Annotated in this window: 11 protein-coding genes, 4 tRNA genes and 2 rRNA genes; all 17 read left to right on the top strand. The window is 53.9% G+C overall.

The window, feature by feature from the left end:
• The first annotated feature begins 106 nt into the window (after positions 1 to 106).
• Positions 107 to 2,998 (top strand): 23S ribosomal RNA (locus ACA075_RS27420).
• 172 nt (positions 2,999 to 3,170) lie between these two features.
• Positions 3,171 to 3,286: ribosomal RNA gene (gene rrf / locus ACA075_RS27415) — 5S ribosomal RNA — on the top strand.
• 135 nt (positions 3,287 to 3,421) lie between these two features.
• A complete protein-coding gene (gene birA, locus ACA075_RS27410) occupies positions 3,422 to 4,381 on the top strand; it encodes a bifunctional biotin--[acetyl-CoA-carboxylase] ligase/biotin operon repressor BirA (protein ID WP_497296311.1) in 960 nt (319 codons plus the stop codon).
• Positions 4,371 to 5,120: a pantothenate kinase gene (locus tag ACA075_RS27405; RefSeq protein ID WP_497296310.1), complete on the top strand. Its 750-nt coding sequence runs from the start codon at positions 4,371 to 4,373 to the stop codon at positions 5,118 to 5,120. The genes birA and ACA075_RS27405 overlap by 11 nt, the downstream gene beginning before the upstream one ends.
• A 7-nt stretch (positions 5,121 to 5,127) precedes the next feature.
• Positions 5,128 to 5,568 (top strand): hypothetical protein, encoded by a 441-nt coding sequence (locus tag ACA075_RS27400; RefSeq protein ID WP_497296309.1) that lies wholly within the window; start codon positions 5,128 to 5,130, stop codon positions 5,566 to 5,568.
• Between the two features lie 142 nt (positions 5,569 to 5,710).
• Positions 5,711 to 5,795, top strand: a tRNA-Tyr gene (locus ACA075_RS27395).
• Positions 5,796 to 5,819: 24 nt separating this feature from the next.
• Positions 5,820 to 5,893: transfer RNA gene (locus tag ACA075_RS27390), tRNA-Gly, on the top strand.
• A gap of 26 nt (positions 5,894 to 5,919) precedes the next feature.
• Positions 5,920 to 5,995: transfer RNA gene (locus tag ACA075_RS27385), tRNA-Thr, on the top strand.
• A gap of 83 nt (positions 5,996 to 6,078) precedes the next feature.
• Complete coding sequence (tuf, locus tag ACA075_RS27380; protein WP_182342560.1) at positions 6,079 to 7,272, top strand: elongation factor Tu; 1,194 nt, start codon at positions 6,079 to 6,081, stop codon at positions 7,270 to 7,272.
• A gap of 53 nt (positions 7,273 to 7,325) precedes the next feature.
• A tRNA-Trp gene (locus tag ACA075_RS27375) sits at positions 7,326 to 7,401 on the top strand.
• Between the two features lie 45 nt (positions 7,402 to 7,446).
• Positions 7,447 to 7,815, top strand: a complete 369-nt coding sequence (secE, locus tag ACA075_RS27370; RefSeq protein ID WP_497296308.1) for a preprotein translocase subunit SecE — start codon at positions 7,447 to 7,449, stop codon at positions 7,813 to 7,815.
• A 9-nt stretch (positions 7,816 to 7,824) separates the two neighbouring features.
• Entirely contained in the window at positions 7,825 to 8,358 is a 534-nt protein-coding gene (gene nusG / locus ACA075_RS27365; protein WP_007896622.1) for a transcription termination/antitermination protein NusG, read from the top strand.
• Between the two features lie 117 nt (positions 8,359 to 8,475).
• Positions 8,476 to 8,907 (top strand): 50S ribosomal protein L11, encoded by a 432-nt coding sequence (rplK, locus tag ACA075_RS27360; RefSeq protein ID WP_003210097.1) that lies wholly within the window; start codon positions 8,476 to 8,478, stop codon positions 8,905 to 8,907.
• Positions 8,907 to 9,602, top strand: a complete 696-nt coding sequence (gene rplA, locus ACA075_RS27355) for a 50S ribosomal protein L1 (RefSeq protein ID WP_007896626.1) — start codon at positions 8,907 to 8,909, stop codon at positions 9,600 to 9,602. Before rplK ends, rplA begins: the two co-directional genes overlap by 1 nt.
• Before the next feature lie 198 nt (positions 9,603 to 9,800).
• A complete protein-coding gene (gene rplJ, locus ACA075_RS27350; protein WP_010467255.1) occupies positions 9,801 to 10,301 on the top strand; it encodes a 50S ribosomal protein L10 in 501 nt (166 codons plus the stop codon).
• 80 nt (positions 10,302 to 10,381) lie between these two features.
• Positions 10,382 to 10,747 (top strand): 50S ribosomal protein L7/L12, encoded by a 366-nt coding sequence (rplL, locus tag ACA075_RS27345; RefSeq protein ID WP_010467258.1) that lies wholly within the window; start codon positions 10,382 to 10,384, stop codon positions 10,745 to 10,747.
• Positions 10,748 to 10,967: 220 nt separating this feature from the next.
• Complete coding sequence (gene rpoB, locus ACA075_RS27340) at positions 10,968 to 15,041, top strand: DNA-directed RNA polymerase subunit beta (protein WP_219097508.1); 4,074 nt, start codon at positions 10,968 to 10,970, stop codon at positions 15,039 to 15,041.
• The last annotated feature ends 20 nt before the right edge of the window (positions 15,042 to 15,061 follow it).

Here is a 15,061-nt window from a genome sequence, read left to right as displayed (position 1 = left end):
AACGGATCAGGCTAAGGTAAAATTTGTGAGTTGCTCTTAATTGAGTATTATCGAATTTTCGGCGAATGTCGTCTTCACAGTATAACCAGATTGCTTGGGGTTATATGGTCAAGTGAAGAAGCGCATACGGTGGATGCCTTGGCAGTCAGAGGCGATGAAAGACGTGGTAGCCTGCGAAAAGCTTCGGGGAGTCGGCAAACAGACTTTGATCCGGAGATGTCTGAATGGGGGAACCCAGCCATCATAAGATGGTTATCTTAAGCTGAATACATAGGCTTAAGAGGCGAACCAGGGGAACTGAAACATCTAAGTACCCTGAGGAAAAGAAATCAACCGAGATTCCCTTAGTAGTGGCGAGCGAACGGGGACTAGCCCTTAAGTGGCTTTGAGATTAGCGGAACGTTCTGGAAAGTACGGCCATAGTGGGTGATAGCCCTGTACGCGAAAATCTCTTAGTCATGAAATCGAGTAGGACGGAGCACGAGAAACTTTGTCTGAATATGGGGGGACCATCCTCCAAGGCTAAATACTACTGACTGACCGATAGTGAACTAGTACCGTGAGGGAAAGGCGAAAAGAACCCCGGAGAGGGGAGTGAAATAGATCCTGAAACCGTATGCGTACAAGCAGTGGGAGCCCACTTTGTTGGGTGACTGCGTACCTTTTGTATAATGGGTCAGCGACTTATTTTCAGTGGCGAGCTTAACCGAATAGGGGAGGCGTAGCGAAAGCGAGTCTTAATAGGGCGTCTAGTCGCTGGGAATAGACCCGAAACCGGGCGATCTATCCATGGGCAGGTTGAAGGTTGGGTAACACTAACTGGAGGACCGAACCGACTACCGTTGAAAAGTTAGCGGATGACCTGTGGATCGGAGTGAAAGGCTAATCAAGCTCGGAGATAGCTGGTTCTCCTCGAAAGCTATTTAGGTAGCGCCTCATGTATCACTGTAGGGGGTAGAGCACTGTTTCGGCTAGGGGGTCATCCCGACTTACCAAACCGATGCAAACTCCGAATACCTACAAGTGCCGAGCATGGGAGACACACGGCGGGTGCTAACGTCCGTCGTGAAAAGGGAAACAACCCAGACCGTCAGCTAAGGTCCCAAAGTTATGGTTAAGTGGGAAACGATGTGGGAAGGCTTAGACAGCTAGGAGGTTGGCTTAGAAGCAGCCACCCTTTAAAGAAAGCGTAATAGCTCACTAGTCGAGTCGGCCTGCGCGGAAGATGTAACGGGGCTCAAACCATACACCGAAGCTACGGGTATCACTTAGGTGATGCGGTAGAGGAGCGTTCTGTAAGCCTGTGAAGGTGAGTTGAGAAGCTTGCTGGAGGTATCAGAAGTGCGAATGCTGACATGAGTAACGACAATGGGTGTGAAAAACACCCACGCCGAAAGACCAAGGTTTCCTGCGCAACGTTAATCGACGCAGGGTTAGTCGGTCCCTAAGGCGAGGCTGAAAAGCGTAGTCGATGGAAAACAGGTTAATATTCCTGTACTTCTGGTTATTGCGATGGAGGGACGGAGAAGGCTAGGCCAGCTTGGCGTTGGTTGTCCAAGTTTAAGGTGGTAGGCTGGAATCTTAGGTAAATCCGGGATTCTAAGGCCGAGAGCTGATGACGAGTGTTCTTTTAGAACACGAAGTGGTTGATGCCATGCTTCCAAGAAAAGCTTCTAAGCTTCAGGTAACCAGGAACCGTACCCCAAACCGACACAGGTGGTTGGGTAGAGAATACCAAGGCGCTTGAGAGAACTCGGGTGAAGGAACTAGGCAAAATGGCACCGTAACTTCGGGAGAAGGTGCGCCGGTGAGGGTGAAGCATTTACTGCGTAAGCCCATGCCGGTCGAAGATACCAGGCCGCTGCGACTGTTTATTAAAAACACAGCACTCTGCAAACACGAAAGTGGACGTATAGGGTGTGACGCCTGCCCGGTGCCGGAAGGTTAATTGATGGGGTTAGCTAACGCGAAGCTCTTGATCGAAGCCCCGGTAAACGGCGGCCGTAACTATAACGGTCCTAAGGTAGCGAAATTCCTTGTCGGGTAAGTTCCGACCTGCACGAATGGCGTAACGATGGCGGCGCTGTCTCCACCCGAGACTCAGTGAAATTGAAATCGCTGTGAAGATGCAGTGTATCCGCGGCTAGACGGAAAGACCCCGTGAACCTTTACTATAGCTTTGCACTGGACTTTGAATTTGCTTGTGTAGGATAGGTGGGAGGCTTTGAAGCGTGGACGCCAGTTCGCGTGGAGCCAACCTTGAAATACCACCCTGGCAACTTTGAGGTTCTAACTCAGGTCCGTTATCCGGATCGAGGACAGTGTATGGTGGGTAGTTTGACTGGGGCGGTCTCCTCCTAAAGAGTAACGGAGGAGTACGAAGGTGCGCTCAGACCGGTCGGAAATCGGTCGTAGAGTATAAAGGCAAAAGCGCGCTTGACTGCGAGACAGACACGTCGAGCAGGTACGAAAGTAGGTCTTAGTGATCCGGTGGTTCTGTATGGAAGGGCCATCGCTCAACGGATAAAAGGTACTCCGGGGATAACAGGCTGATACCGCCCAAGAGTTCATATCGACGGCGGTGTTTGGCACCTCGATGTCGGCTCATCACATCCTGGGGCTGAAGCCGGTCCCAAGGGTATGGCTGTTCGCCATTTAAAGTGGTACGCGAGCTGGGTTTAGAACGTCGTGAGACAGTTCGGTCCCTATCTGCCGTGGACGTTTGAGATTTGAGAGGGGCTGCTCCTAGTACGAGAGGACCGGAGTGGACGAACCTCTGGTGTTCCGGTTGTCACGCCAGTGGCATTGCCGGGTAGCTATGTTCGGAATAGATAACCGCTGAAAGCATCTAAGCGGGAAACTAGCCTCAAGATGAGATCTCACTGGGACCTTGAGTCCCCTGAAGGGCCGTCGAAGACTACGACGTTGATAGGTTGGGTGTGTAAGCGCTGTGAGGCGTTGAGCTAACCAATACTAATTGCCCGTGAGGCTTGACCATATAACACCCAAGCAATTTGCTTGCTTCGAGCCCAAAAGCGAAAGAGCACCAGATTGCGGTGTGTGAAGACGAAATGAACCGAAAGTTCGAATTGTTCACAAACACCGAGATCTATCACATACCCATTCGCTGGAGCGTGCGCCGTAAGGCAAACGACCTGGCTACCGAATTTCTTGACGACCATAGAGCATTGGAACCACCTGATCCCATCCCGAACTCAGCAGTGAAACGATGCATCGCCGATGGTAGTGTGGGGTTTCCCCATGTGAGAGTAGGTCATCGTCAAGATTAAATTCCGAAACCCCTATCTGCGTATGCAGGTAGGGGTTTTGTTTTGTCCGCAGGAAAATCTGGCTTCGGGGTTTCTATGCAACGGCTCGGGGCATGGCTATCATGCGGGCCTCATTGTGAGGCGAGACTTGCATGCTGACGTTGTTAAAGCTTCTTAAGGATGGCAAGTTCCATTCGGGTCAGGCCCTGGGCGTCGCCTTGGGCGTCAGTCGTAGTGCGGTATGGAAGCAGCTACAGCATTTAGAGGTTGAGCTTGGCTTGTCCATCCACAAGGTGCGCGGACGTGGCTATCAATTGGCTGCGCCATTGACGCTGCTTGATCCTGCCGGCATAAAAGAACAGGCGCCCTCGTGCGACTGGCCTATTCTGCTCTTCGACTCAATTGACTCCACTAACGCTGAAGCTTTGCGCGCAATAGACCGTGGCCAGGCCGCGCCATTCTTGGTGCTCTCCGAGCGGCAGACTGCGGGTCGCGGCCGACGTGGGCGGAATTGGGCCAGTCCTTTCGCTGAAAACATCTATTACAGCCTCGTATTGCGCATCGAAGGTGGAATGCGTCAGCTCGAAGGGTTGAGTCTTGTGGTTGGGCTTGCTGTCATGCAGGCGTTGAGAGATCTCGGTATCCCGGGCGCGGGCTTGAAGTGGCCCAACGATGTTCTTGTTGGCCAGAAAAAGATCGCCGGGATATTGCTCGAGCTGGTGGGTGATCCTGCTGATGTGTGTCACGTGGTGCTGGGTGTTGGAATTAATGTGAACATGCAAGCAACCGATGAGATTGATCAGCAATGGACATCTGTGCGGCTGGAGTCGGGCAGGGTTTTTGATCGCAATCACCTTGTCGCGCAATTAGGGTTAATGCTTCAGAAATATCTGGCCCGTCATCAGGCTGATGGGTTTTCCGCTATTCAGTGGGAATGGGAGCAGAACCATCTTTGGCAGGGGCGGGCAGTCTCGTTGATTGCTGGCGTCAACCAGATTGATGGTGAGGTGTTGGGTATCGATAATCAGGGTGCCTTGCGCTTGAAGGTAAATGGTGTGGAAAAAGTCTTTAGTGGTGGTGAGCTCAGCCTGAGGTTGCGTGATGATTCTTGAGCTCGACTGCGGAAACAGTTTTATAAAGTGGCGCGTTCTCCATGCGGATGCCAAGCAGGTGTTTGGAGAGGGTGTGGTGGATTCGGATCTCGCATTGCTGGAAAGCCTGAGTCGACTTGAGGGGCTATCCCTCAAACATTGCCGGTTGGTCAGTGTTAGAACGACTGAAGAGACTGGTGTATTGACTGCTCTGCTGGCACAAGCGTTCTCAGTGTTCGCGATATGCGCCGCGCCAGCGCGCGAGATGGCTGGCGTTCGAAATGGATACGAAGAGTTCGAGCGGTTGGGGCTTGATCGCTGGCTTGCGATGCTTGGTGGATTTTATCTTTCCCCTGGTGCGTGTCTGGTGCTCGATTTCGGTACGGCAGTGACAGCTGATTTTATTGCCGGGAATGGAGAGCATCTTGGCGGGTTTATTTGCCCTGGAATGCCTCTGATGCGCAACCAGTTGCGAACGCATACCCGCAAGATTCGCTATGGCGATATCGCTGCCGAGCGTGCGCTGGAAAGCCTCGTGCCTGGCCGCACAACTGTTGAAGCGGTTGAGCGTGGATGTTCGCTGATGTTGAGGGGGTTCGTCCTGACTCAGCTGGAAATGGCGCGTAGTTATTGGGGGGAGGATTTTGCGGTATTCCTCACGGGAGGCGATGCGGCGCTCGTCTCTGAAATCGTACCGGCTGCCAGGCTGGTTCCAGACCTGGTGTTTGTAGGTCTGGCGATGGCATGCCCTTTGTCTTGAGGTTCTTATGCGTTGGTTGTTCCTGCTGTTGCTGGTTCTCAATGTCTTCTATTACATCTGGCATCAACAAGAGGCCCCGCTGCGTGCGAAAGATGTAACGCCTTTGAGTTTGTATCGAGGATCACAGCAGGATATCCGTTTGCTAAGCGAGGCAACTGATACGGGGCGTGAGAAAGGAAGGTCGGCGTCGACGGACGGTGGCTGCCTTTATTTGGGTGGTTTTGCTCGTCAGGAAGTCGCCCTGGCAGCTGAGCGCCGACTAGGTGGGATGGATATCAAAGTTCAATCCTTGCCAAAAGACTCCTCTGATCCGTCTGGCTACTGGCTCCGTGTAGCACCTGAAAGCCGGCGTTTAGTGGATGATCTTCAGCTGCTAAACCTTTCCAAAGAATTCAATGAGTTAAAACATAAAATAATGCCGTGCGAGGGGGTTGCGCCTGCGGAATAGTTTGCATAGAATGGCGCCCGCTTCGCAGTGAAGACCTTTAACGGTCAGCATTACGAGGCGGTGTCAATGCAGCTAACCTCAGGTTTTTAATGAGAAAATGCTTGACAGAAGGTCGGCATGATATAGAATGCCGGCTCGCTTAGGAGGGGTTCCCGAGCGGCCAAAGGGATCAGACTGTAAATCTGACGTCTACGACTTCGAAGGTTCGAATCCTTCCCCCTCCACCATTTTTAGCGAGAGCTGCAAGCTCCGCGGGTATAGTTTAGTGGTAGAACCTCAGCCTTCCAAGCTGATGATGCGGGTTCGATTCCCGCTACCCGCTCCAAGTTTGCAGGTCCTGCAAGGCGTTACGCTCTTGTAGCTCAGTTGGTAGAGCACACCCTTGGTAAGGGTGAGGTCAGCGGTTCAAATCCGCTCAAGAGCTCCATATAACAAGGCAGATATGAAAATATCTGCCTTTGTTTTAATGGCTGGTATTACTGTTTAATTCTTCTGCTGGGGGTTGCTTCGATGGCTAAGGAAAAGTTCGAACGTAATAAGCCGCACGTCAACGTAGGCACCATTGGTCACGTAGACCACGGCAAAACTACCCTGACCGCTGCGCTAACCCGTGTCTGCTCCGAAGTTTTCGGTTCGGCGAAGGTTGACTTCGACAAGATCGATAGCGCCCCAGAAGAAAAAGCACGTGGTATCACTATTAACACGGCTCACGTTGAATACGATTCGGCCGTGCGTCACTACGCACACGTTGACTGTCCAGGTCACGCCGACTACGTAAAGAACATGATTACCGGTGCTGCCCAGATGGATGGTGCGATTCTGGTTTGCTCGGCCGCTGATGGTCCGATGCCGCAAACCCGTGAGCACATTCTGTTGTCTCGTCAGGTTGGCGTTCCGTACATCGTTGTCTTCCTGAATAAGGCTGACATGGTTGATGATGCTGAGCTGCTGGAACTGGTTGAGATGGAAGTGCGCGATCTGCTGAGCGCTTACGATTTCCCGGGTGACGACACTCCGATCATTATTGGTTCGGCGCTGATGGCGTTGAATGGTCAAGACGACAACGAGATGGGTACCACTGCCGTCAAGAAGTTGGTCGAGACGCTGGATACTTATATTCCGCAGCCTGAGCGTGCTATTGATAAGCCGTTCCTGATGCCGATCGAGGATGTGTTCTCGATCTCCGGTCGTGGCACTGTTGTGACTGGTCGTGTTGAGCGTGGCATTGTCCGCATTCAGGAAGAAGTTGAGATTGTTGGTCTTCGTGACACTGTCAAAACTACTTGCACTGGTGTTGAAATGTTTCGCAAGCTGCTCGACGAAGGTCGTGCAGGCGAGAACTGCGGCGTTCTGCTGCGCGGTACCAAGCGTGATGATGTTGAGCGTGGCCAGGTTCTGGTCAAGCCGGGCACCGTCAAGCCGCATACCAAGTTCACTGCTGAGGTTTACGTTCTGAGCAAGGAGGAGGGCGGGCGTCATACTCCGTTCTTCAAGGGCTACCGTCCGCAGTTCTACTTCCGTACAACTGATGTGACTGGTAACTGCGAGTTGCCGGAAGGCGTTGAAATGGTGATGCCAGGTGACAACATTCAGATGACTGTCACCCTGATCAAAACCATCGCGATGGAAGATGGCTTGCGTTTCGCTATCCGTGAGGGCGGTCGTACCGTCGGCGCTGGTGTCGTAGCCAAAGTTATCGAGTAAATTGTTGTAATGTCTTTTTCGGGCCGGCATAATGGTCGGCCTGATTTTGTTTTAGGTCAGTAGCTCAATTGGCAGAGCGACGGTCTCCAAAACCGTAGGTTGGGGGTTCGATTCCCTCCTGACCTGCCAGATTCACTTGGTGTATCTGGCTTTCTTTTCACAGGATCTTCATAGATGACTCCTAAAGCTGAAGCTCAAGGCTCTCGCTTCGATCTGCTCAAGTGGCTTTTAGTAGTCGCCTTGGTGGTTGTTGGCGTTGTTGGCAATCAGTATTACTCTGCTTCGCCGATCCTGTACCGCGTACTTGCATTGCTCGCCATTGCTGCCGTAGCTGCCTTTGTAGGCCTGCAGACAGTCAAGGGCAAGTCTTTCTTTGTACTGGTTAAGGAAGCTCGCACCGAAATTCGTAAAGTCGTATGGCCAACTCGCCAAGAAACCACGCAGACCACGCTGATTGTTGTGGCTGTTGTTCTGGTTATGGCGTTGCTGTTGTGGGGGCTTGATTCCCTGCTCGGCTGGCTTGTTTCCTTGATTGTCGGCTAAGGGTGTCCCGTGGCTAAGCGTTGGTACGTTGTGCATGCTTACTCCGGTTACGAGAAGCATGTCATGCGCTCGTTGGTAGAGCGCGTAAAGCTGGCTGGCATGGAAGATGGCTTTGGCGAGATTCTGGTTCCCACTGAAGAAGTGGTTGAAATGCGTAACGGCCAGAAACGCAAAAGCGAACGCAAGTTCTTCCCAGGTTATGTGCTGGTTCAGATGGACATGAATGAGGGTACTTGGCACTTGGTCAAGGATACTCCTCGGGTGATGGGTTTTATCGGCGGTACCGCTGATAAGCCTGCGCCGATCACTGATAAAGAGGCAGAAGCGATTCTGCGTCGCGTTGCTGATGGTAGCGACAAGCCGAAGCCGAAGACGTTGTTCGAGCCAGGTGAGTCGGTGCGCGTCAATGACGGTCCGTTTGCCGACTTTACTGGCACGGTCGAAGAAGTTAACTACGAGAAGAGCCGGATCCAAGTGGCAGTGCTCATTTTCGGTCGCTCTACTCCCGTAGAGCTAGAGTTCAGCCAGGTCGAAAAAGTCTAGCTGAGCAAGCATCCCAACCCCGCAGCCCTAGGCTGTGGGGTTTTGTCGTCACTGGGATAAACGCGCAAGTAACCGGGGAGCCTTTCGAGGCGTTCGAACCCGTAATTGGAGTGCCTCATGGCCAAGAAGATTACCGCTTACATCAAGCTGCAAGTGAAGGCCGCTCAGGCTAACCCAAGCCCACCTGTTGGTCCTGCTTTGGGTCAGCACGGCGTGAACATCATGGAATTCTGCAAGGCTTTCAACGCCCGTACTCAGGGTATTGAGCCAGGTCTGCCGACTCCAGTGATCATCACTGTCTACAGCGACCGTAGCTTCACTTTCGAAACCAAATCCACACCTGCTTCGGTTCTGCTGAAGAAAGCTGCTGGTCTGACTAGCGGTTCCGCTCGTCCGAACACCGTTAAGGTTGGCACCGTTACCCGTGCTCAGCTGGAAGAAATCGCGAAAACCAAAAACGCGGATCTGACTGCAGCTGATATGGACGCGGCCGTGCGTACTATCGCCGGTTCTGCTCGTAGCATGGGCCTTAACGTGGAGGGTGTGTAATGGCTAAGTTGACCAAGCGTCAAAAGGCTATCGCCGGCAAAATCGAAGCAGGCAAGTCCTACAACTTTGTAGACGCTGCTGCTCTGCTGGCTGAGCTGTCGACCGTCAAGTTCAGCGAGTCGTTTGACGTTGCTGTAAACCTGGGTGTTGACCCGCGTAAATCCGACCAGGTCGTTCGTAGCGCTACTGTGCTGCCACACGGCACTGGCAAGACCGTTCGCGTTGCTGTGTTCACCCAGGGTCCAGCTGCTGAGGCCGCTTTGGCTGCCGGCGCTGACCGTGTAGGTATGGACGATCTGGCTGCCGAAATGAAAGGCGGCGATCTGAACTATGACGTAGTTATCGCATCCCCGGATGCAATGCGCGTTGTTGGTCAATTGGGTCAGATCCTGGGCCCACGCGGCCTGATGCCTAACCCTAAAGTCGGCACCGTAACTCCAGACGTAGCTACCGCGGTTAAAAACGCCAAGGCTGGTCAGGTTCGTTATCGCACCGACAAAAACGGCATCATCCACACCTCCGTTGGCAAGGTCGGTTTCGACGCCGTCAAGCTGAAGGAAAACGTTGAAGCCCTGATCGCTGATCTGAAGCGTATCAAGCCAGCTTCCTCGAAAGGTATTTACGTCAAGCGCGTTACCCTGAGCACCACCATGGGTCCAGGCCTGGTCATCGACCAAGGTTCGCTCGACGCGTAAGACACAGGTTGGCGCAAGCGATTGCGCCAATTGAAAGATTGGGGTCCCTGCCTGGCGGGGGCTATCCAAGACCGTAGGCGACGCAAGTCTTAAACCTCAAGCCTACGCAGATGGTGCTCCCGGTTCCTTACCGAATCAGACACCAAAACGACATCTGGCCTCGGTTGGATGAAACGGTAACAAGCAGGAGTTTTTCCCGTGGCAATTAAACTTGAAGACAAGAAGGCCATCGTCGCTGAAGTCAACAAGGCTGCCCAAGTTGCTCTGTCCGCTGTCGTGGCTGATGCCCGTGGCGTAACAGTAGGCGCTATGACCGGACTCCGTAAAGAGGCTCGTGAAGCTGGCGTTTACGTACGTGTTGTACGTAACACCCTGCTCAAGCGCGCTGTTGCTGGCACTCAATATGACGTGCTCAACGACGTGTTCACTGGCCCGACCTTGATTGCATTCTCCAAAGAACATCCGGGCGCTGCTGCTCGTATCTTCAAAGAGTTTGCAAAAGGTCAGGATAAGTTCGAGATCAAGGCAGCTGCGTTCGAGGGCAAGTTCCTCGCGGCTAATCAGATCGACGTACTGGCAAGCCTGCCGACCCGTGACGAAGCAATTTCTCAGCTGATGAGCGTGATTCAAGGCGCAACCAGCAAATTGGCTCGTACTCTGGCGGCTCTTCGCGACCAGAAAGAAGCCGCTGCAGCCTAAGGCTGAGCGACACCTTTCAGCGTTTATTGTTTATTTCGATGGCCGCGTAGGCTGTCACCCCAATACAGGAATTTATAGTCATGTCTCTGACTAACGACCAAATCATCGAAGCAATCGGCGAAAAATCCGTTCTGGAAATCGTTGAGCTGATCAAGGCCATGGAAGAGAAGTTCGGCGTTTCTGCTGCCGCTGCTTCCGCTGGTCCAGCTGCTGTCGCTGCTGTTGTTGAAGAACAAACTGAATTCAACGTCATGCTGCTGGAAGCTGGCGAGAAGAAAGTTAACGTGATCAAGGCAGTACGTGAACTGACCGGTCTGGGCTTGAAAGAAGCCAAGGCAGTAGTTGACGGCGCTCCTGGCATGGTTCTGGAAGCTGTTTCGAAAGACGCAGCTGACAAAGCCAAAGCCACTCTGGAAGAAGCAGGCGCTAAAGTCGAGCTGAAGTAAGCATCGACTTTGCTCCTCCAGCCCGAGCGTTAAGCGAAAGGCTGATGGCTGGTGGCTCTTGCCACCGGCCTTTTTCCGTTATTGGCAGCCGACTGGGTCGGTGCTGGTAACGAGCTGTAACCACCCGATGCGGTGGCGCAAACCATGGGGTTTGCACGATTTTCTGGCTGCTCCCGTCGGGAGGGGCCAAACAAGCAGGTGACCAAGCTGGGGAACGCTGATGGCTTACTCATATACTGAGAAAAAACGTATCCGCAAGGACTTTAGCAAGTTGCCGGACGTCATGGATGTGCCGTACCTCCTGGCCATCCAGCTGGATTCGTATCGTGAATTCTTGCAAGCGGGAGCGACTAAAGATCAGTTCCGCGACGTGGGCCTGCATGCGGCCTTCAAATCCGTTTTCCCGATCATCAGCTACTCCGGCAATGCTGCGCTGGAGTACGTCGGTTATCGCCTGGGCGAACCGGCATTTGATGTCAAAGAATGCGTATTGCGCGGTGTAACTTACGCCGTACCTTTGCGGGTAAAAGTGCGCCTGATCATTTTCGACAAAGAATCGTCGAACAAAGCGATCAAGGACATTAAAGAGCAAGAAGTCTACATGGGTGAAATCCCCCTGATGACTGAGAACGGTACCTTCGTAATCAACGGTACCGAGCGTGTAATCGTTTCCCAGCTGCACCGTTCCCCGGGCGTGTTCTTCGACCACGACCGTGGCAAGACGCACAGCTCCGGTAAACTGCTGTACTCCGCGCGCATCATTCCTTACCGCGGTTCGTGGCTGGACTTCGAGTTCGACCCGAAAGACTGCGTGTTCGTGCGTATCGACCGTCGTCGCAAGCTGCCTGCATCGGTACTGCTGCGCGCGCTCGGCTATACCACTGAAGAAGTGCTCGACGCGTTCTACACCACCAACGTTTTCCACCTGAGCGGCGAAACCCTCAGTCTGGAACTGATTGCTTCGCGTCTGCGTGGTGAAATCGCTGTACTTGATATTCAGGACGAGAAGGGCAAGGTCATCGTTGAGGCTGGTCGCCGTATTACTGCGCGCCACATCAACCAGATCGAAAAAGCCGGCCTCAAGACCCTGGAAGTGCCTCTGGACTACGTCCTGGGTCGCACTACCGCCAAGGCCATCGTGCATCCGGCCACCGGCGAAATCCTGGCAGAGTGCAACACCGAGCTGAACACAGAGATCCTGGCAAAAATTGCCAAGGCCCAGGTTGTTCGCATCGAAACGCTGTACACCAACGATATCGACTGCGGTCCGTTCGTCTCCGACACCCTGAAGATCGACTCCACCAGCAACCAATTGGAAGCGCTGGTCGAGATCTATCGCATGATGCGTCCAGGCGAGCCGCCAACCAAAGACGCTGCCGAGACTCTGTTCAACAACCTGTTCTTCAGCCCTGAGCGCTACGACCTGTCTGCGGTCGGCCGGATGAAGTTCAACCGTCGTATCGGTCGTACCGAGATCGAAGGTTCGGGCGTGTTGTGCAAAGAAGACATCGTCGCGGTACTGAAGACTCTGGTCGACATCCGTAACGGTAAAGGCATCGTCGATGACATCGACCACCTGGGTAACCGTCGTGTTCGCTGCGTAGGCGAAATGGCCGAGAACCAGTTCCGCGTTGGCCTGGTACGTGTTGAGCGTGCGGTCAAAGAGCGTCTGTCGATGGCTGAAAGCGAAGGCCTGATGCCGCAAGACCTGATCAACGCCAAGCCAGTGGCTGCAGCGGTGAAAGAGTTCTTCGGTTCCAGCCAGCTTTCCCAGTTCATGGACCAGAACAACCCGCTGTCCGAGATCACCCACAAGCGTCGTGTTTCTGCACTCGGCCCTGGCGGTTTGACTCGTGAGCGCGCTGGCTTCGAAGTTCGTGACGTACACCCGACTCACTATGGTCGTGTATGCCCGATTGAAACGCCGGAAGGTCCGAACATCGGTCTGATCAACTCCCTGGCTGCTTATGCGCGCACCAACCAGTACGGCTTCCTAGAGAGCCCGTACCGTGTGGTGAAAGACGCTCTGGTCACCGACGAGATCGTGTTCCTGTCCGCCATCGAAGAAGCTGATCACGTGATCGCTCAGGCTTCGGCCACGATGAACGACAAGAAAATGCTGATCGACGAGCTGGTAGCTGTTCGTCACTTGAACGAGTTCACCGTCAAGGCGCCGGAAGACGTCACCTTGATGGACGTATCGCCGAAGCAGGTAGTTTCGGTTGCAGCGTCGCTGATCCCGTTCCTCGAGCACGATGACGCCAACCGTGCGTTGATGGGTTCGAACATGCAGCGTCAAGCTGTACCCACCTTGCGCGCTGACAAGCCGCTGGTCGGTACTGGCATGGAGCGTAACGTAGCTCGTGACTCCGGCGTTTGCGTCGTGGCTCGTCGCGGTGGCGTTATCGATTCCGTCGACGCCAGCCGTATCGTGGTTCGTGTTGCTGATGATGAAGTTGAAACCGGTGAAGCTGGTGTCGACATCTACAACCTGACCAAATACACCCGCTCCAACCAGAACACCTGCATCAACCAGCGTCCGCTGGTGCGTAAAGGTGATCGGGTTCAGCGTAGCGACATCATGGCTGACGGCCCGTCCACCGACATGGGTGAACTGGCACTGGGTCAGAACATGCGCATCGCGTTCATGGCCTGGAACGGTTACAACTTCGAAGACTCCATCTGCCTGTCGGAACGAGTTGTTCAAGAAGACCGCTTTACCACGATCCACATTCAGGAACTGACCTGTGTGGCACGTGACACCAAGCTTGGGCCAGAGGAAATCACTGCAGACATCCCGAACGTGGGTGAAGCTGCACTGAACAAGCTGGACGAAGCCGGTATCGTTTACGTAGGTGCTGAAGTAGGCGCAGGCGACATTCTGGTTGGCAAGGTCACTCCGAAAGGCGAGACCCAGCTGACTCCGGAAGAAAAACTGCTGCGTGCCATCTTTGGTGAAAAAGCCAGCGACGTTAAAGACACCTCCCTGCGCGTGCCTACCGGCACCAAGGGTACCGTCATCGACGTACAAGTCTTCACCCGCGACGGCGTTGAGCGTGATGCTCGTGCACTGTCGATCGAGAAGACTCAGCTCGACGAGATCCGCAAGGACCTGAACGAAGAGTTCCGTATCGTTGAAGGCGCCACTTTCGAACGTCTGCGTTCCGCTCTGGTCGGCCACAAAGCCGAAGGCGGCGCCGGCCTGAAGAAAGGTCAGGACATCACCGACGAAGTTCTCGACGGTCTTGAGCATGGTCAGTGGTTCAAACTGCGCATGGCTGAAGATGCTCTGAACGAGCAGCTCGAGAAGGCTCAGGCCTACATCGTTGATCGCCGCCGTCTGCTGGACGACAAGTTCGAAGACAAGAAGCGCAAACTGCAGCAGGGCGATGACCTGGCTCCAGGCGTGCTGAAAATCGTCAAGGTTTACCTGGCAATCCGTCGCCGCATCCAGCCGGGCGACAAGATGGCCGGTCGTCACGGTAACAAAGGTGTGGTCTCCGTGATCATGCCGGTTGAAGACATGCCGCACGATGCCAATGGCACCCCGGTCGACGTCGTCCTCAACCCGTTGGGCGTACCTTCGCGTATGAACGTTGGTCAGATCCTTGAAACCCACTTGGGCCTCGCGGCTAAAGGTCTGGGCGAGAAGATCAACCGGATGATCGAAGAGCAGCGCAAAGTCGCTGAGCTTCGTAAATTCCTCGACGAGATCTACAACCAGATCGGCGGTCGTAACGAAGATCTGGATAGCTTCTCCGACCAGGAAATCCTGGATCTGGCGAAGAACCTGCGTGGTGGCGTTCCAATGGCCACTCCAGTGTTCGACGGCGCCAAGGAAAGCGAAATCAAGGCCATGCTGAAACTGGCAGATTTGCCAGAAAGCGGCCAGATGCAGCTGACCGACGGCCGTACCGGCAACAAGTTCGAGCGTCCGGTTACTGTTGGCTACATGTACATGCTGAAGCTGAACCACTTGGTAGACGACAAGATGCACGCTCGTTCTACCGGTTCGTACAGCCTGGTTACTCAGCAGCCGCTGGGTGGTAAGGCGCAGTTCGGTGGTCAGCGTTTCGGGGAGATGGAGGTCTGGGCACTGGAAGCATACGGTGCTGCTTACACTCTGCAAGAAATGCTCACAGTGAAGTCGGACGATGTGAACGGCCGTACCAAGATGTACAAAAACATCGTGGATGGCGATCACCGTATGGAGCCGGGCATGCCCGAGTCCTTCAACGTGTTGATCAAGGAAATTCGTTCCCTCGGCATCGATATCGATCTGGAAACCGAATAACACGTGACGCGAATCGAGAG

Source organism: Pseudomonas sp. LBUM1663 (genome assembly GCF_059695905.1).
This window is presented reverse-complemented; position numbering and strand designations above follow the sequence as displayed.